At 69.8% G+C, this 16,555-nt stretch carries 12 protein-coding genes and 1 pseudogene; 1 reads left to right on the top strand and 12 read right to left on the bottom strand.

Features of this window, described 5'->3' with window-relative positions; translation table 11 throughout:
- Positions 1 to 30: 30 nt before the first annotated feature.
- The 4 genes from ACIQWG_RS05320 to ACIQWG_RS05305 all read right to left on the bottom strand — a co-directional run bounded on the left by ACIQWG_RS05320 (position 31) and on the right by ACIQWG_RS05305 (position 6,522).
- Positions 31 to 4,461, bottom strand: coding sequence for a hypothetical protein (locus ACIQWG_RS05320; RefSeq protein WP_404090396.1), 4,431 nt, complete (start codon positions 4,459 to 4,461; stop codon positions 31 to 33).
- Between the two features lie 25 nt (positions 4,462 to 4,486).
- Positions 4,487 to 4,798 carry a hypothetical protein gene (locus tag ACIQWG_RS05315; protein WP_404090395.1) on the bottom strand — a complete coding sequence of 104 codons (312 nt, stop codon included), beginning with the start codon at positions 4,796 to 4,798 and terminating at the stop codon, positions 4,487 to 4,489.
- A 179-nt stretch (positions 4,799 to 4,977) separates the two neighbouring features.
- Positions 4,978 to 5,994: a hypothetical protein gene (locus tag ACIQWG_RS05310; protein WP_404090392.1), complete on the bottom strand. Its 1,017-nt coding sequence runs from the start codon at positions 5,992 to 5,994 to the stop codon at positions 4,978 to 4,980.
- 12 nt (positions 5,995 to 6,006) lie between these two features.
- Positions 6,007 to 6,522 (bottom strand): hypothetical protein, encoded by a 516-nt coding sequence (locus ACIQWG_RS05305; protein ID WP_404090389.1) that lies wholly within the window; start codon positions 6,520 to 6,522, stop codon positions 6,007 to 6,009.
- Positions 6,523 to 6,967: 445 nt separating this feature from the next.
- Between ACIQWG_RS05305 and ACIQWG_RS05300 the strand changes: the two genes are divergently transcribed.
- Positions 6,968 to 7,402, top strand: coding sequence for a subtilase-type protease inhibitor (locus ACIQWG_RS05300; protein WP_404090386.1), 435 nt, complete (start codon positions 6,968 to 6,970; stop codon positions 7,400 to 7,402).
- 86 nt (positions 7,403 to 7,488) lie between these two features.
- Here the strand turns inward: ACIQWG_RS05300 and ACIQWG_RS05295 are convergent, their stop codons facing one another.
- From ACIQWG_RS05295 to ACIQWG_RS05260, 8 genes and pseudogenes are all read right to left on the bottom strand, one after another.
- Positions 7,489 to 8,784: an ABC transporter substrate-binding protein gene (locus ACIQWG_RS05295; protein ID WP_404090384.1), complete on the bottom strand. Its 1,296-nt coding sequence runs from the start codon at positions 8,782 to 8,784 to the stop codon at positions 7,489 to 7,491.
- Complete coding sequence (locus ACIQWG_RS05290) at positions 8,781 to 9,920, bottom strand: branched-chain amino acid ABC transporter permease (protein ID WP_404090382.1); 1,140 nt, start codon at positions 9,918 to 9,920, stop codon at positions 8,781 to 8,783. Before ACIQWG_RS05290 ends, ACIQWG_RS05295 begins: the two co-directional genes overlap by 4 nt.
- Complete coding sequence (locus ACIQWG_RS05285) at positions 9,913 to 10,812, bottom strand: branched-chain amino acid ABC transporter permease (RefSeq protein ID WP_404090380.1); 900 nt, start codon at positions 10,810 to 10,812, stop codon at positions 9,913 to 9,915. The genes ACIQWG_RS05290 and ACIQWG_RS05285 overlap by 8 nt, the downstream gene beginning before the upstream one ends.
- The gene (locus ACIQWG_RS05280) at positions 10,809 to 11,609 is read right to left on the bottom strand and encodes an ABC transporter ATP-binding protein (RefSeq protein WP_404090377.1); all 801 of its coding nucleotides are present in this window, start codon (positions 11,607 to 11,609) and stop codon (positions 10,809 to 10,811) included. The genes ACIQWG_RS05285 and ACIQWG_RS05280 overlap by 4 nt, the downstream gene beginning before the upstream one ends.
- Positions 11,606 to 12,451 (bottom strand): ABC transporter ATP-binding protein, encoded by an 846-nt coding sequence (locus tag ACIQWG_RS05275; protein ID WP_404090374.1) that lies wholly within the window; start codon positions 12,449 to 12,451, stop codon positions 11,606 to 11,608. The genes ACIQWG_RS05280 and ACIQWG_RS05275 overlap by 4 nt, the downstream gene beginning before the upstream one ends.
- Before the next feature lie 243 nt (positions 12,452 to 12,694).
- Complete coding sequence (locus tag ACIQWG_RS05270) at positions 12,695 to 13,285, bottom strand: PH domain-containing protein (protein ID WP_404090371.1); 591 nt, start codon at positions 13,283 to 13,285, stop codon at positions 12,695 to 12,697.
- Positions 13,286 to 13,390: 105 nt separating this feature from the next.
- Positions 13,391 to 14,683 carry a helix-turn-helix domain-containing protein gene (locus ACIQWG_RS05265; RefSeq protein WP_404090368.1) on the bottom strand — a complete coding sequence of 431 codons (1,293 nt, stop codon included), beginning with the start codon at positions 14,681 to 14,683 and terminating at the stop codon, positions 13,391 to 13,393.
- A 228-nt stretch (positions 14,684 to 14,911) separates the two neighbouring features.
- Positions 14,912 to 16,489 (bottom strand): annotated as a pseudogene (locus ACIQWG_RS05260) (LuxR C-terminal-related transcriptional regulator); the annotation flags it as partial.
- Between the last annotated feature and the right edge of the window lie 66 nt (positions 16,490 to 16,555).

Genomic DNA, 16,555 nt, shown 5'->3' with positions numbered 1-16,555 from the left:
CGGCGCCCTACCGTTTCCTTCACCTACGGATCAGCTGGGTTTCTGCGCGTCGAGCCAGTAGTTGTCTCCCTCGATCACACGGTTCTTCGCACGCCAGTTGGGGAACTGCTGCATCGACTGCGTGTTCTGATAGTTCGACATGCTGGATCGTCCACAAGGTTCATCCCACGTCGGCACGTGATACCGCGCATCCGGAACGAGGCGCCACTTACCGTCCGTCCCCTTCTTCGCAATGGTGTTCACACACTCATCGCCGGAAGTGACCTGCTTGAAGTTCTTGCCGCCCCACGATTTCGGAGTGGCGGCACTCTGCCAGGAACGGGCGAAGGGGAACTCGTCGCAGCTCGGCTTGTCGTCCGGCCAGATGTCCGTACTCAGCGTCGCGTCCGGGCTGCGCACATACTTGGGGGGATCGGGGCATATGGTGTCCCGGTTGTAGTCGTAGATCGATTTGCTGGAGTTCGGCGGATCGGGAACGAGGACGTCGTCGCTGAGGAACGTGAGCGGCTCGCCGCCCTGGACGCCGTACTTGGCCTTGGTCTTGTTCCGGATCAGCCAGATGTGCGCGGCGGCCGCCGGGAACTTCTTGTGGTTCATGGCATAGGTGGGCTTGAACCAGGAGAAGACGCAGCCCGCGCCGACGGTGTTGAACTCGTTGTCGCAGCGGACGTCGAGGCCGGTCTTCTCGACCGTCATCGGGTTCTTGATGACGTCACCGTTCGTGCTGCCGCCGAAGGTCCAGTACGGGACGATCGGCCCGCTGTCACCCGTTGACTCGGTCCACTTCATCCTGGTGGTCACGATCGCGGTGTGAGTGTCTCCCATGACCCACTTGTCACTCCCGCTCCATGTCACGCTCTCCACGGAACAGTAGCCACGGCACTGGTATCCGAGGTCGAGATCGACCGTGGTCATGACACCGGCCATGCTGTTCAGCTTGATGGTCGTCGTCTGGGTGAACGTATCGCTCTTGACGTCCGTGTCGATCTCGTTGCGGTAGTCGAACAACGCCTGTCCGTCAGGCGATCCTGTTCGCCCGTCGACGTGGAGCACACTGAGTTCGGAGTGAATACAGGCATCGGTCCGGGTGTAGGTGACGGACTTCTCCGTCACCGAGCACGCCGCGGTGTCGCCGGCCGAAGCGGTGGTCGCCGCGAGCGCCGTCGCAGAGGACTGACTCGCAGCGGACTCGTACGGGAAGAATCCGCCCTCAACCGTGTTCGGTGTCTCGTTCGGCACCGGGTCCGCGGCGTTCGGGTCCGGGTCGGAGAAGGTGAGATCCGTGGGGATGCCCGAGTAGTCGCCGGGCACGAAAGCGACGGCATCGTAGGCGATGTCCGCGGTTCCGTTGCCTCCGTTGAAGTTGTGCAACGTGACTTCAGGAGTCATCCCGGTGAAGAAGTACGCACCCAGGTCGACCCACTTGTTGGACTGATTGGCATCCTGGGAGATCGCCTTGACGGTGGTGCCGTGCGCGTGCGTGATGCGGTATTCGGCCTTGGAGGTCTGCGCCCCGTGATCGGGAATGTGCGCGTACACCTTGGCCTGGCCGTCGTTGGAGGTGATCTGGCTCCCGAGCTTCCACGTTCCCGTCACCTTCATACGGTCGCCGGGCGCCGGAAAAGACTCGGGTGAACGGGTGTGCGTGAACCAGAAGTGGTTTCCGTACCCCGCACCGATCTGGTGCGTGTCGATCTTCCCCGGATAGGTAGTGATCGTCTGCCCGGTATCGGCATCGATGATGTCGGAGGGCTTATACGTGAGGGTGAACGTTCCGTCCGATTTCGCCGCCCCACATCCGCGCGAATCCGATCCCGCCGGCGTCGTCGCGTTGGGCACGTCGTCCACGATCAGTGCGTTCGAGGACAAGCCACTGCTACAGCGCGGCGGGTAGGAATTGGCGTCCGCCTGTTCCGGGTACGACGTGTCGAAGCGGTGAACCTGGTGGCCGCATTCGGCCGACCGGTCGCAGTCCTTCCACTGAGCCGACTTGTCCCACCAGCAGTGCAGCCAGTGCGGGTTGGTGTCGGAATCACCCGCATCGAGCCGGCAGGCGCCGAGGCCGGGATCGTTGGAGTCGTTGTCGCCGATCTTGGACGCGTCGCAGTTGTTGGAGGCGTCGCAGAAGAGGTCGATCGGCGGCTTGACGCTGCTGCGGTAGTCGTTGGTGTTCCACCAGGCACCCAGGTAGCCGGGCTTGAAGTCGCCCGGAGCGAACATCGCCGAGATCGGGCGGGCGGCCCAGCCGAGGACCTTCTCCTCATACGGCCAGTCCTGCGGGTGCGCGGCGTGACTGTAGTCGTCCCGGGACGGGTCCGTGGCGTGTTGCAGGAAGGGGACACGGTTGGCCTTCCACAGCGGGTTGGCCGGGTTGTTGGTCCAGCCCAGCCCCTTGTGCCCGGCGGAGTCAGCCGTCTCGTAGAAGCCGGAGTTGTACGCCCACAGGGCGAAGAACCAGTTCTCGATCCACTGCGGGTGGCCGTCGTTGACCTTCATCCCGGCTCGGTAGGTCTGGTTCCACTTGTCGGAGAGGATCTGCACGCCGTAGGCGACGTTGGCGGTGTAGTCCAGCGCCACGGCGTCCTGGGTGAGCGGAGACAGAGCCGTCTCGCCGTCCTTCTCCTTGCCTGCCAGCCGCATGCCGTCCGTGGCCTGCGTGATGCCGTAGCCGCAGTCGGCCTCGGAGAAGTTGATGCGCCACGGGTCGGCCTGCGTACCGTCCGAGGTGTACTCGGTGCCGTAGTAGTTGCCGACGAGGCTGTTGGCGGTGACACCGGGGACGGCGAACCGGGTGGCCTGCCACATGTTGGATTCCTGCGCGGTGACGCCGAGCATCACCTGCGAGGGGATGTGCCAGCGGTCGGTGACGTCGGGGTCCTCGTTGTCGAGGGTGCCGTTGGGGTCGCCGGCCAGCACGATCGGCGGGAACAGGCCCTGCGGCTGGTAGCCGCCCATGCCGGTGTTCTTCCAGTTCGGCGAGCGGTAGAAGTCCAGCTCACCGACGACGGCCTGGTCCACCGCCCACTCCACCTGCCGCGGGGTGGGCTGGAATGCCTGCTTCCTGACGTCGTTGCGGGCCACCGCGCAGTAGCGTTCATCGGTGCCCTCGCTCGGACCGGTCGCCGACGCGGTCAGAGCCTGGGTGCGCACCGTCTGCGTGGACAGACCCTCGCTGTCGCCGCTGACCGATCGATCCGAGGACGGCCGCTCTCCCGTCGGAAAGCCCAGCGCCGGGGAGAGACGGCTTCCGGCCTCGGCCCGCTCGGCGGACAGCTGAGGTGTGGCGTCCAACTCGGTGCGCTTGCCGGTGACGACCACGTCCAGCGTGATCCGCGCGTCCCGGACCTCCTTGGACTCCTCGGGGGTGATCAGGCTGGTCTTGCCGTCCGCCCAGGAGGTGGACACGCCCGCGTGGCCCAGACTCGACATACGGGCGCCCTTGGCGAGGTGCCCGGGGTTCTTCACGGCTCCCGGCAGGGTCCCCGTGGTCTTGGCCCTACCCGTGAGGAACACCGTCCCGCCGGGCGTGGCGGACAGGTCCCAGTCGGTGAGGTTTCCTTCAGCCACCGTCTTCGGGGTGGTCTTCTTGCCCTTCACCTGGGTGGCGTCCAGGTGCTTGGCCCAGGACTTCGCCTTGGCCTTCTCGGTGTCGGCTTCCCGGTCGATGAAGGTCACGCCGTCGCCGCTGTCGGCCGCGATCTGGAACGGCACATGCTTCGTGACAGCGAGAACGGTTTCCCTCTGTCCGTTGATGCGGACGAGCTTGTTGCCGTGGCCGGCCACGATGCCGTGCCGGGTCGGGACGGCCGAGGTGACCTGACCGGGGAAGGCGACCGGCTTCGACTGCTTGCCGGTGGCCGCGTCCACGGTGATCAGACGGGTCTTCTGCTCATCGTCCCCGTCGTAGGTCAGCTGCGTGAACACGACGTCATCCCCCGTGCCGCAGCCCGGCGAGAAGTAGGCCAGCGACGCGGTGAACGGCAGCTTGGTCACCTTGGCGCTGCCCAGGTCGACGACGGCGGTGAACGCGCCGCGCACCATCAGCTCGGGGTCGTTGGTGAACGTCCGCGGTGCATAGGCGATGGCCGCGTACTTCCCGGACTCGGTCACGCACGCGTTCCCGATCCAGGAGTCAGCGTCGAATCCGTCCTCGCGCAGGGTGGCTACGGTGGTGAACCGGTAGCCGTCCTTCTCCTTGCCCGTCAGGACATGGAAGCCCGCGCCGTCGCCGGAAGTGGACAGGGCCACGTCCTTGGAAGAAGAGTGGTTCTTGCCCAGGACGGCCGCGCGGTCGTTCTTGGCGACCTCTCGGGGCTTGCTCGTAGCTTTCGGCAGGCTCTGCCCGCCTTGAACGGCGTTGTCGGGGACCTTCGGTCCCTGAGCCCTCGCGGAGATGGACAGTGACGAGGCGAGAAGCGCAGTCGCTGCCGCTATCACGACCGCGCGTTTCCTCTGTCTCATACGCACAGTAGAGGTGTTCTCTTTTCTATTGTCGGTCGACGATGGGCGTGAATTCGTCCACGTAGATCTTCGGAACCTGCGGAACCTGGCCCATGTCTGGTGAGCCGATCACCGCAACTTCCCTACCGCTCTTGCCCGGAGGGACATCCTGAAGCCAGAACCGGTTGTGGGCGGTCCAGCCCTCACCGTCAGCGATGCTTATCTGCACCGAGTACGTCGCATCCCGCTCGTAGGTGTTGGCCACCTCGATCTCGGTCCGCACGCCGCCGCTTTCCGGCGTGGCACGTACGACCAGGTCTCCGTACTCCAATACACGCGTGCGGCCTTCGGAGTGCACCGACGGCACAGGGGACGGCCGCGCTTGTGGAGTGCTCTGCTCCGCGCTCGGTGTCTTCGGCGGCCGTGACGCGGGGGCCCGGTCAGCGGCGTCGTCCGTACAGCCGGCGGCCAGCGCACACGCCACGATCAGGTACAGGCCCCGGACCCTCCACGGTCCGGGCATTCCCGCACCGGCCTTCACTGGGCGGAAGTCGCCATCTGCTCGCGCGCGGCGCCGACTTCCTTGCCGTGCCGCTCCTTGATGCCGGTCAGCCCGCTCTTGTTGTCGGCGATCTGCTTGTCCTGGATCGCCGACTCCACACCGAACCAGATCTTCACCAGGTCCGTCTGCTTCTTGCAGTCGATGTCGTCGACCGCCAGAGCGATGGACTCCTGCGTCGGTTCCCCATCGCTGGTGACACCTTGGTCCATCGCCTTGTACGGATCGGCAAGTCCGGTGTGCCCCTTGCCGTCCATGCACGAGGACCACGCGGCGAGGGCCTTGATGACCTCGTCGTCCTTCATCGATTGCACCAGGCTGTCGCCGGCCAGCTGCGCCACGATGATCGGGTCGGCTTCCGCCGCGCCGAGTTGATCCTTGGACCAGCCGATGCAGCCGCCCGTCTTCAGCTTCTTTCCGTTGTACTCGGTCCGAGCGGGCTTCGTGCCCTGGCCTGGGGCGGCGAACGCGCCTCCCTCCTTGACTCCCTCGGGCGCTTGGGGCAGTTCGGGCTTGGTGTGGCCGGTCAGGACCTCGACCTCGACATCGGACAGATCACGCATGGTCTGCCTGGTGTGCTCCCGCAGCGCCGGCGCAAGCTCGTAGCCGTACTTCTCGGCCTCGGCTCGGTCGGTGAGGCCGTATCGGCGTTCGATGTTGGCGTCGTTGTCACTGGGAGGCGGGTTGGCGCCCGCTCGCGGCAGCGTCAGGTCGAAGCCGTAGTCCTTCATGCACGACTGCTGAAGGTCGTTGGCGGCCTGCTCGACGGTGACTTGGTCCTCGTAGGAGGCCATGAACGCCTCCAGTGGAAGGGTCAGATCCTTGGTCAGGCCGCTGGTGGGGGTCTTCTTCGGCCAGTTCTCCTTGTTGACGATCGGTCTGCCGTCAGCCGCGTTCGTCGTGGCGTCCGAAGTCGTGCCGGAGGAGCAGGCACTGACCAGGAGTGCCGAAGCGGTCAGGGCTACTGCGGCGGCGGTTCGCTTCAAATGCTGCACAGGGGTTCCTTCTTACGCGAAGTGGGAGGAGGCGTTGTTGTTCTTCAGGGCGGAGATCAGGTCGGTGATGTTGCAGTCTCCGTAGGGGCCGTTCTTCGCGAAGTACTGAGATGTGCCGCCGTAGCCGGAGTTGAAATAGACGCGGTAGTTGTCGTCTCGGGCGCAGTTCTGCACGGACGCCGCATTGTTCTTCATGTACTGGCCGTTGCCGTTGCCACCGTTGCCGAAGACGTACCGGTAGGTCGTCAGCGTCGACCCCTGGTACTGGCTCGTCCCCCAGTGGTCGTTCACGTTGCCGTAGAACAGCGTGTATGCCGACTTGTAGTAGCCGTCCTGGACGGCGATGTCCTTCGAGTTGTAGAACAGCCACAAATCACCGTACGAGCAGGTGATCCAGGCGACTTTGCAGTTGTCGGTGACGTTGTAGGTGGCCGAGTGCGCCGGGCCGGCGGTCGCCATCACGGCCGCCACGGCCGCGAAGGACGTGGCGCAGGCGGCCAGTTTCGTCTTGAGGCGGGAACCCCTCATCGCATCTCCATCGATAGATCATTTGTGCGTTGAGGATCTTCACACCACAGCAGGTGTCATGACCATGAGCGTTGCCTGATCGAGACCTACCGATCCCCGGAGAGCGGGTTGATGGCCGAGATCCGGGACGTTCGAACCCATTTCGCCGTGGACGCCCGGCGGTTGAGGGCGTAGTCGGGCTCTCGCCCAGACCCGAACACTCGCCCCATTCAGGCCAATTCGCACCCCGGGCCCCCCAGCCACACCCGCCACCGATGAGCACCCCGAAAAGCCGCTCACCTCCGCACACATGACGCAGGGTCAGCCAATCAAGCCACTGCTTCAATAGGCAATTTGGTCCGGATTGCAGCGACGCGAGCGGTTCGTTTTTTGTCCTCCGTGAAACGGGAGCAATATGGCGGGTACTTCGAGGCCTTGAGCATCCGACCAGAAGGGAGAACACACCATGCGACCGATGGCACGCTGGGCAATGACAGGAGGGCTTCTCACCGCGGCCCTGGCGGCGCCTTTGAGTACGCCCGCCCATAGCGCCCCAGCCACGCTGTACGCCCCCTCGGCCCTGGTCCTCACGACCGGCCACGGCGAATTCGCCGCCACCACGGCGCCCGAGCGCGCGGTGACGCTGAACTGTGCGTACACCACCTCCGGAACCCACCCGGACCCGCGGCGGGGATGCGCCGATCTGGACCGCGTGAACGGGGACCTCGATCGCTTGGCCGTGCTCCGCGGAAATGAGGCGGAACGGCCCTGCACAAAGGAATACCGGCCCGTTGTCGTCACCATTCAAGGCGTTTGGCGAGGCACGCGTGTGAACTACGAGCACACGTTCGCCAATTCATGCCTCAAGGAAACCCAGGGCGCCTCGGTATTCTCCTTCTGAGCCACCAGGGCTCAGCGAGCGTCAAGCGGCCGGGCCGCGGCGATGATGCCGCGGCCCGGCCGACGTGTCGGGGGAATTACCCGGGGTCAGGAGGTCCGGGAGGCGAGGTACTCCTCCACACCGGGCGCGGTGTGCGCTTCCTCCACGTTCACCGCGGCACCGACCGCCTTGGCGTCCGGCTTGTGCACGTAGGTCGAGGTGCTCGCGGGCTGCGCCTTGTCGGAGAAGTTCTGTGCGGTACCGAGACCGACGTCGACGTTGGACTGGGAACGGTGAGCCTTGACCACGTCCTCGCGCGCGAGGCTGCCCTTCTCGCAGGCCTTCTTCAGGTCGGCGCCCATCAGTTGGGCGGCGTTGTAGCCGGAGAGCACGCCGGAGTCGACGAGGGAGTCCGGGTACTTCTTCTGGTACGAGGCGACCATCTTGCGCACCCCGTCGAGGTCGGAGCTGACCGCGGGCGCGGCACTGACCACGTTCAGCATGGCGGTGAGGGCGGGCGCGGCCGGCGTCTTCATCAACTGCGGGGCGTATCCGGGGGCGCTGCTGACGACGGGCACCTTCAGGCCGCGCGAGGCCGCGACTCCGACCAGCGAGGCGGTCTGGGCGGGGCCCGCGCTGATCAGGATGGCCTTCACGCCCTCCTTGCGCAGCGCCGAGACCTGCGCGGACAGGTCGGTGTCGGTGGCCTTGATCTTCTGGCCGACGACCTTCAACCCCGCCTTCTTCCCGGCCCATTGCGAGCCTTCGAGGGCGTTCGCGCCGTAGTCCCCCTCGAAGTAGACGTGACCGATCGTGTCACCCTTCGTCAGGCCCTTGGTCCGGGTGAGAAAGTCGACCGCGGCGATCATGTCGATGTCATAGGTGGTGCCCAGGACCTGCACGGACTCCCGGTCGAGCAGGGAGGCGGCCCAGGCCTGCGGGAAGGTCAGCACCTGGTCGCGCTCGATGTCGTCGAGCAGCGCGGCCATCACGGGCGAACCGATGACCTGGGGCAGCGCCACGACGTCCGCGGAGATGTCCGCGTAGGCGGTGACGGCCTTCTGCACGTCGTAGCCGTGGTCCTTGACGACGATCTCGACGCGCCGGTCGCAGATGCCGCCCTTGGCGTTGACCTCGTCGGCCCACATCTGCTGGGCCTGCACGATGCTCTTGCCGAGGGTCGCGTACGGGCCGGTGAGGTCCGTCAGGGCGCCGAGTTTGATGGCCTTGTCGGTCACCCCTGGACCGGTCTTGACGCCGTCGGCGCCGTCGTCCGCGCTCCCGGAGGAGTTGGCCTTGGAGCTGCATCCGGTGCCCGCGAGCAGCAGGGCCGCGAGGGCCACGGCCAGAAGCGTCCTGGTGCGCGGGGCGGAGCGGTGCGGGTGGTCGTGCGTGGGCTTCACGGGGTGGGCTCCTTGGCTCGTACGGCTGACGCTGGTGGTCGGGACGGGGAGGTAGGGGGAGCGGCTGGTGGGCCGGCCCGACGGGTGCGCAGCCGTGCGCGCAGGCGGCGGACCAGGCCGTGCAGGCCGTCGGGGGCGAAGAGCAGGATCAGGACGATCGCCGCTCCGTAGAGGTAGCGGGCCGCCTCGGTGGGGCCGACCGTGCCGTCGGTGGTGCCGGGGGCGGCGACCAGCGGCAGTTGGTCGGCGTAGCGGGTCATCAGCAGGGGCAGCGCCGTGACGAAGACGGCGCCCGCGGTGGCTCCGGCCACCGATCCGAGTCCGCCGATGACGATCATGGCGAGGTAGTCGACCGACAGCACGAGGCCGAAGTAGTCGGGCACCACGCGGCGGAAGGAGAGCGCGAGCATCACCCCGGCCAGGCCCGCGTACATGGACGAGACCACGAAGGCGGCCGAGCGGTAGCGGGAGACGTCGACGCCCATGACCGCGGCGGCGGTCTCGCTGTCGCGCAGCGCGACCAGGGCGCGTCCGGGGCGGCCGCGGAGCAGTCCGCGGGCGGTGAACCAGGTGACCGCGAACAGGGCGAGCCCCAGGTACCACAGCCGTTCCTCGGCGCCGAACGGCACACCCAGCAGGACCAGTTCGGAGTCCGCGGAGAACGAGAACCCGCCGACGTCCAGCGGTGGCACCGAGCGGCCGTTGAATCCGCCGGTGACGGAGTCGGCGGTGAGCAGGACATGGTGCCCGAGGAAGACCAGGGCCAGGGTGGCGACGCCGAGGTAGATGCCGCGCACCCGGCCGGCGACCGGACTGAACAGCCCGCCCGCCGCCCCGGCGAGGAGCACGGCGAGTACGGCGGCCACTGCGGTCGGCAGCCCGGGGCCCGGCTCACCGGCCAGCCATACGTAGCCGTAGGCGCCGACGGCCAGGAAGAAGGCATGGCCGAGGGAGAGTTGACCCGCCGTGCCGGCCAGCAGGCCCAGGCCCACCGCGCCGACGGCGGCCGCCATCGAGAACAGGCCGATGCGCAGCCAGAACGCGTCGAGGTAGAAGGGCAGCGCGCACAGGACGGTGACGGCCGCGAAGGTCCAGCCGAGGCGGACGGCGCGGGCCCGGGAGAGTCGCTCAGACACGGACCGCCGCCTTTCCGCCGAACAGCCCGGTGGGCCGCACCAGCAGCACCAGGACCATCACCGCGTAGGGAGCGACGTCGCCGAACCCCTCGCCGAGAAGGTGCAGATCGGACTGGTAGCCGGCGACGAGCGCCTCGGTGAGGCCGATCAGCAGGCTGCCCGCGAGGGCGCCGGGCGGCGAGGCCATTCCGCCGAGGATCGCCGCCGGGAACGCCTTGAGCGCGATCTGTCCGGTCGTACGCTCCAGGCCGGGCGCGGGGAACGCGGCGAGGAAGACCGCCGCCAGGGCCGCGAGCGCTCCGGCCAGGCACCAGGCGAGGGTGCGTACCCGGACCAGTCGTACGCCCATCAGGGCGGCCGCCTCGACGTCCTCGGCCGAGGCGCGCAGCGACAGGCCCCAGGAGGTGTACCGGAACAGGGCGAAGACACCGGCGATGACCACGGTGGAGACGACGATCGCGGCGATCCGGCTGTCCGCGACGGTCACCGGCCCGAGCCCGGTGACCGAGTCGCCCCAGGGGTCGCCGAGGGTGAGCAGGTCGCCGCCGATGCGTCGGGACAGGTCGGTGAGGATGACGATGTCGACGCCGATGGTGACGATGGTCTGCACATGGGCGGCGTGCGGGTCCGCTCCCCCGCCGGCCTGGAGCAGGAAGCGGTCCATGGCGCCGGCCACGGCCGCGGTGACCAGGACGGACACGGCGAGAGCGCCGGCGAAGCCGAGGTCGTCGTGGAGTACGGCGGTGAGGTAGCCGCCGAGCAGGAGCAGCGAGCCGTGGGCGAAGTTCATGACGCCGGAGGCCTTGAAGATGATGACGAAGCCGAGGGCGACGAGGGCGTAGACCGCGCCGAGGGCGAGGCCGTTGAAGATGTTGTCCAGGAGGGTCGTCATGCCGCGTCCTCCTCTTCGGCGCCGGTGCCGAGGTAGGCGCGCAGCACTTCGCGGTCGCCGCGTACCTCGTCCGGGGTGCCGTGCGCGATGACCCGGCCGAAGTCGAGGACGGTGACCTCGTCGGCGAGCCGCATCACCAGGCCCATGTCGTGCTCGACCAGCACGACGGACAGGCCGAGTTCGGCGCGTACGGTGTGCACGACCTCGGCCGTGCGGGCGCGTTCGGCCGCGTTCATCCCGGCGACCGGCTCGTCCAGCAGCAGGACGCTGGGCTCCAGGCACAGGGCGCGGGCGAACTCCACGCGCTTGCGGTCGCCGTAGGAGAGCAGGGCGACGGGGCTGTCGAAGTGCCCGACGAGACCGGTCAGTTCGGCGATCTCACGGGCCCGGGCGAGGTGGTCACGCTGTTCGCGTCGCGCGTGCGGCAGGCGCAGCGCGCTGGCGGCGAACCCGGCGCGGGACAGGGCGTGACGGCCGAGCATCAGGTTGTCGGCGACCGTGCCCTGGGTGGTGACGATGTTCTGGAAGGTGCGGGCGACACCGAGGGCGGCGATGCGGTGCGGGGCGAGCCGGGTCAGGTCCGCGTCACCGAGGCGTACGGTGCCCGTGGCCGGGCGGCACAGCCCCGACAGCACGTTGAAGCAGGTGGACTTGCCGGCTCCGTTGGGTCCGATGAGGGCGTGGACGGAGCCCGGGGCGACGGTGAAGGACACCGCGTCCAGGGCGGTGAGCCCGGCGAACCTGACGGTCACGTCCGTCACGGCGAGCTCGGGCGGTGCGGTGGTGCGGACGGTCACGCGGATACCTGCCCCTCGGTGGTCCCGGCGGCCTCGGTGGCCCCGCGGTTCGTTGTGGCCTCGCCCGTCTTCGCGTCCTCGGTCGTCTCGCCCAGGTACAGGCGGCGTACGGCGTCGGTGCGGGCGAGTTCGTCGGCGCGCCCGGAGAGGCGGACCTCGCCGACCTCCAGGACGTGGGCGGTGTCGGCGAGGGACAGCGCCATGCCGGCGTTCTGCTCGACCAGCAGCACGGAGGTGCCCTGGGTGTTGATCTCGCGGACGACCTCGGCGATCCGCTGGACCATCTGCGGGGCCAGGCCCAGCGACGGCTCGTCGAGCAGGAGCAGGCGCGGGTGGGCCATCAGGGCGCGGCCGATGGCGAGCATCTGCTGCTCGCCGCCGGAGAGCAGCCCGGCGGCCTGCCGGGTGCGCTCGGCCAGCCGCGGGAAGAGAGCGAGCACCCGGTCCCTGGCCTCGGCGACCTGGCCCGGGCGGCGCCGCCCGAGGCCGAGGCCGCCGGTGCGCAGGTTCTCGTCGACGGTGAGCCCGGCGAAGACCCGGCGCCCCTCGGGGACCTGGACCACTCCGGCGCGCACCGCGGCGACCGGGTCCCGGCCGTCGAGTTCCGTGGTTCCGTAGCGGACGCGACCGGCCGTGATCGCACCGCGGTGCAGGCGCAGGGTGCCCGAGACCGCCCGCAGCAACGTCGTCTTGCCCGCGCCGTTGGCGCCGAGCAGGGTGACGACCGTGCCGTGCGGGACGGTCAGGGACACGGAACGAAGGGCGGACAGGGCGCGGCCGTAGGTCACGTCGAGGCCCTCGACGTACAGGGCGGGCTCTTCGTCCGGTGGTGCTTGGGGCATCACGTCTCCTCGGATCCGTGCCGTCGGGCACGGCTGCGTCGGGGGGAAGGGCAGCCCACGACAGCACGGGCGCGGGAGCGCGGTACAGGTGTTCGGGCCAGGTCGCTGCGTGGTCCCAACGGGGGCGGCCGGGGGTTGTGCGGCTGCCCAGGGGAAGTGCCGGGAGCAGCCGGGACGCGGATCAGCAGAGGCCGGGGCGGGCTGACTCGACGACCACGGTGAGGCCTGCGCTCGAAGCCGCCCCTACAGGCTGTGCAGGATGGTGTTGCGGCGGTCCCGGTACTCGTGATCCGTGATGGCGCCGGCCGCGCGCAACTGGTCCAGGGTTCCCAGGCGTGCGGCGATGTGATCGGCCGACCCGAGCACCGGCGCGGGCCGTACCTCGCTCCGCCCCGCGGCGGTGGCCGAAAGGCGTTGCCCGAGCAGATCCGCGAGTGCCTTCCCCTGCTCCCTCGGCACCTGCCCGATCTCGGTCCGGTCGCCGGACGCGATCACACTCAGCGTCCCCATCAGCAGTCCGCCCGACCACTGCACCGAGCTGATGCGGCTGTACGGGAAGTCCTCCACCTTCTGCGACAACACGCCGTGGGAGTAGAAGACCAACCGCTGATCCGTCATCGCCAGCAGCCCGTTGCCTCTGCCGTAGCTCCCGGTGGCGAGCATCTCCACCGTCTCGCCCTCCAGCAACACCTCGGGCAACCGCCGGACCTCGCGCCGCACGCCGAAGGAGAACACCCTGGAGGCCACCGCGTTGATCCGGGCCATCAGGCCGAGGCGGACCCAGGGCCGCCGCAGGTGCGGGACGGGTCCACGCCGCGTTCGCCTGCCAGTCATGGCGCCTCCCGCCGACCGGTCCCCCACCCCGAGTGCACCACCGGGACCGGTCACACGCATCTCCGACGGGTGTGCGGCGCCCACCCGAGCCGGCGAAAGGCCTGGTCAGCCGCGCAGCAGCCGCCGTGCCGTCAGGGCCAGGCCGATCTGCACCACGTCCACCGGGCGGGCCAGGGAGCGGCCGGTGAGCTGCTCGCAGCGGCGCAGCCGGTTCAGGACGGTGTTGCGATGGCAGTACAGGCGCTCACCGGCACGCTGGGCGGAGCCGTCGCAGACGAACCAGGCGGCCAGGGTGTCCAGCAGTACGTCCCGGTCGGCCGGGTCCAGCCGTAGCAGGGGGCCGAGAACCTGCTCGGTGAGCGTCGCGCCCAGCTCCGGGCAGGAGACCACCAGGGCCTCGGGCAGGTGCTCGGTGAGCCGGACGGTGCCGCCTTCGGGCGGGCAGATGTTCAGGGCCAGGTCGGCCAGGCGCCGGGCGTCGCCCACCGCGGCCAGTCCCGACACGGCGCTGCCGACGCCGATCCGGTCGGCGGACGTACCGTCGGAGGTCAGGCCCAGCGCTTCCACGGGGTCGCGGTCGTCCTCGCCGTCCCCTTCGTCGCCGACCAGGACGATGCCGTAGTCCACTTCCACTCCTGAGTGCCAGTACAGACTCGCGCCGGGTGGTACGGCGGCGGCGCGGACGCCCGTGGGGAGCTGCGGCCGGCTGCCGGTGACCGCGACGACGACGTACCGGCCGTGCTCCGGCAGGCGCAGTCCCTCGGCGGTCTCGGGCAGATCGGCGATCCGGCTGGTGCCGTCCAGGAGGGCCGCCGCGAGCAGCCGTACCCGGTTCTCGCGGCGCCAGGCCAGCTGCCGTTCGGCCTGCCGGTAGGCGTCGGCCACGAGGCTGCAATGCTCGTCGACGAAGTTCCACACGTCGGTGGCCACATGCACCAGGAGCCGGATGTCCTCGGGCGCCGTGCGGGAGGTCTCCTCCACCAGCCGCTGCCACACCAGGGACCCGCCCAGCCGGAACGCGTGCAGCAGGGCGTCCAGCGGCACCCCCTGCTCGGCCCTGGCGATGCCGATCCGCCAGGTGCAGCGCTGGGCGGCGTCGCGGGTGCCGCGGGGGTCGAGGAGCGAGGCCACGCTGTGCCGCAGCGAGCGGTGCACCTCCTCCCAGGTGGCGGTGCGGTCGTTCTCCAGGGCGGTCCGGTACGCCGGTTCCTGCTCGCTCAGGACCGCCAGCAGACGGTCGGTCAGCTCCGGCAGGTCGTCCAGCAGGACGCGGGCCGCCCGGTGCAGGGCCCGCAGCGCGTCGGCGTCGATCAGCGACCGGACGCGGCGTGTCCGGGGCTGTGGAACGGGCTTCGGCCCGGTGCGGATCGTCGTGCGGGTCCGTACGGCAGGATGCATCGCGGTCCCTCCCCCAACCTCGGCTTCCCGGCCCCGCCCCGGCGCCGGGCCGACTGAGCGGGGTCCGGCGGGGTGCGCTGCTGATGCGGCGGCCGCCACCCGACTCGTCCTGCTCCGAAGGATGGCATACCGTCCGGTCGGTCCCTAGGGGTGTGCAGCGGCATTCTTCCGTGCGTACCACTGGGGTCCTCCCGTGGGCTCGGGAACCCGGCTCGGCCGGGCGGGGGTTCAGCGGGTCTCCTGGTCGACCATGCGGGCGAGTTCGACGCGGGAGCGTACGCCGAGGGCAGCGAAGACGTTGCGCAGGTGGTAGTCGACCGTGCGGGTGCTGACGGCCAGCCGCTGGGCGACCTCGCGGTTGGTGGCGCCGTCGGCCACATGCCGTGCGATGCGCAGTTGTTGCGGGGTCAGCCGCGACAGGCCGCCGGCCGCCTCCGTCCTGGACACGGCCCCGTTGGCGCGCAGTTCGCCGCGCGTCTGGTCGGCCCAGGCACCGGAGCCGCAGCGCTCGAAGCCGACCAGGGCGGCGCCGAGCCGGCTCCGTGCCTCCCGCAGCCGGCGCCGGCGTCGCAGCCACCGGCCGTACAGGAGTTCCGTACGGGCGCGTTCGAAGTCGCCGCCCGAGTCGTCGTGCAGGGCGAGCGCCCGCAGGTAGAGGGCGTCGGCTCGGTCGCCCGGCGCGAGCAGGGCGCGGCAGCGCGCGAGTTGGGCCGGGGCGTGCGGGTCGGCGCCGAAAGCCGCCCACAAGGCGAGGTCGCTCAGGACCGACCGTGCCGCCTCCGGGTGCCCGGCGAGCACCGCGGCCTCCACGAAGCAGGGCACGGCGAGCATCCACACGGCGAAGTGGCCGCGCCCTGCGCCGGGCGCCACGAGCGGTCCGAGCCGGTCGGCGGCGTCCACCGGACGCCCACGGGCCAGGTCGGCGCGGGCGACGGCCCACTCGGCCAGGGTCGCGGCCTGGGCCAGGCCATGGCGGCGGGCCGTGGTCAGGGCGGCGGAGGCGTGCGCCTCGACCGCGCCGGTCTCCCCCTCGATCGAGGCCGCCAGGGCGAGCATCGCGTGGTGACTCGCCGCCGTGTTGCGGTGACCGGCCGCCAGCGCGACCCGGACGCCCTCCTCGGCGTGGCCGCGCGCCTGCGCATGGCGGCCGGCGCGCAGTTCGCCGTAGGCCAGGTATTCCAGGGCCCGGGCCTGGAACGCGGGACAGTCGGCGTTGCGGGCCGCCGCGAGGGCGCGGGCTCCGGCGGCGCGGGCCGCGCGGACGTCCCCGAGCAGCAGGGCGGCCGACGCGGCGCGCAGCAGCCGCTCGGGGCGTGCGTCGGTGCGCGCGCGGTCCAGCACCCGGCGCAGCGGCTCGACGGCGAGTTCCGGACGCCGGGTCAGCAGCGCCCGCATGCCGTCGCGGTAGTCCCGCACGAATTCGTCGCGGGCCCAGCCCGGATCCGGCGGGCCGTCCTCGTCCAGGACGGCGGCCGGCGTCGTGGCTTCGGACGTGGGCGTACGGTCGACATCCGGTACGGGGACGGAAGCGACGGTGGCTCTCTCGGTGCCGGCGATGTCCGGCCCTGCGTACCCCGCGGCGTGCCCGGCGCCGTCCGTGCCGTTCAGCGTGCCCAGGCAGGCCGCGATGTCCCCGGCCGCCCAGGCGGCGTCGGCCGCGCAGAGGCGGGCGGCCTCGGCCTGTTCGGGGGCGCCGGCGGCCAGCAGGGACTCGGCCAGCAGCAGGGACGCACGGGCGTCGCCCACCGGCCCGTCGAACAACTGCCGTCTGCCACGCGCGAGTTCGAGATGCCCCCGGTCGACCACGACCGACCCGGCACTGTCGTCTCCGTCCCGGCTCCGTTGGCGCGGAGCCGTCCGCACACTGCTCCT

This window comes from Streptomyces sp. NPDC098781 (assembly GCF_044759995.1).
In the GTDB taxonomy this organism is placed as follows: domain Bacteria; phylum Actinomycetota; class Actinomycetes; order Streptomycetales; family Streptomycetaceae; genus Streptomyces.
This window is presented reverse-complemented; position numbering and strand designations above follow the sequence as displayed.

What these genes read in the sequence shown, in the direction of transcription:
- ACIQWG_RS05285 (WP_404090380.1), bottom strand. Translation starts at nt 10,812, where the DNA reads ATGACGACCCTCCTGGACAACATCTTCAACGGCCTCGCCCTCGGCGCG.
- ACIQWG_RS05265 (WP_404090368.1), bottom strand. Translation starts at nt 14,683, where the DNA reads ATGCATCCTGCCGTACGGACCCGCACGACGATCCGCACCGGGCCGAAG.
- ACIQWG_RS05275 (WP_404090374.1), bottom strand. Translation starts at nt 12,451, where the DNA reads ATGCCCCAAGCACCACCGGACGAAGAGCCCGCCCTGTACGTCGAGGGC.
- ACIQWG_RS05300 (WP_404090386.1), top strand. Translation starts at nt 6,968, where the DNA reads ATGCGACCGATGGCACGCTGGGCAATGACAGGAGGGCTTCTCACCGCG.
- ACIQWG_RS05305 (WP_404090389.1), bottom strand. Translation starts at nt 6,522, where the DNA reads ATGAGGGGTTCCCGCCTCAAGACGAAACTGGCCGCCTGCGCCACGTCC.
- ACIQWG_RS05320 (WP_404090396.1), bottom strand. Translation starts at nt 4,461, where the DNA reads ATGAGACAGAGGAAACGCGCGGTCGTGATAGCGGCAGCGACTGCGCTT.
- ACIQWG_RS05270 (WP_404090371.1), bottom strand. Translation starts at nt 13,285, where the DNA reads ATGACTGGCAGGCGAACGCGGCGTGGACCCGTCCCGCACCTGCGGCGG.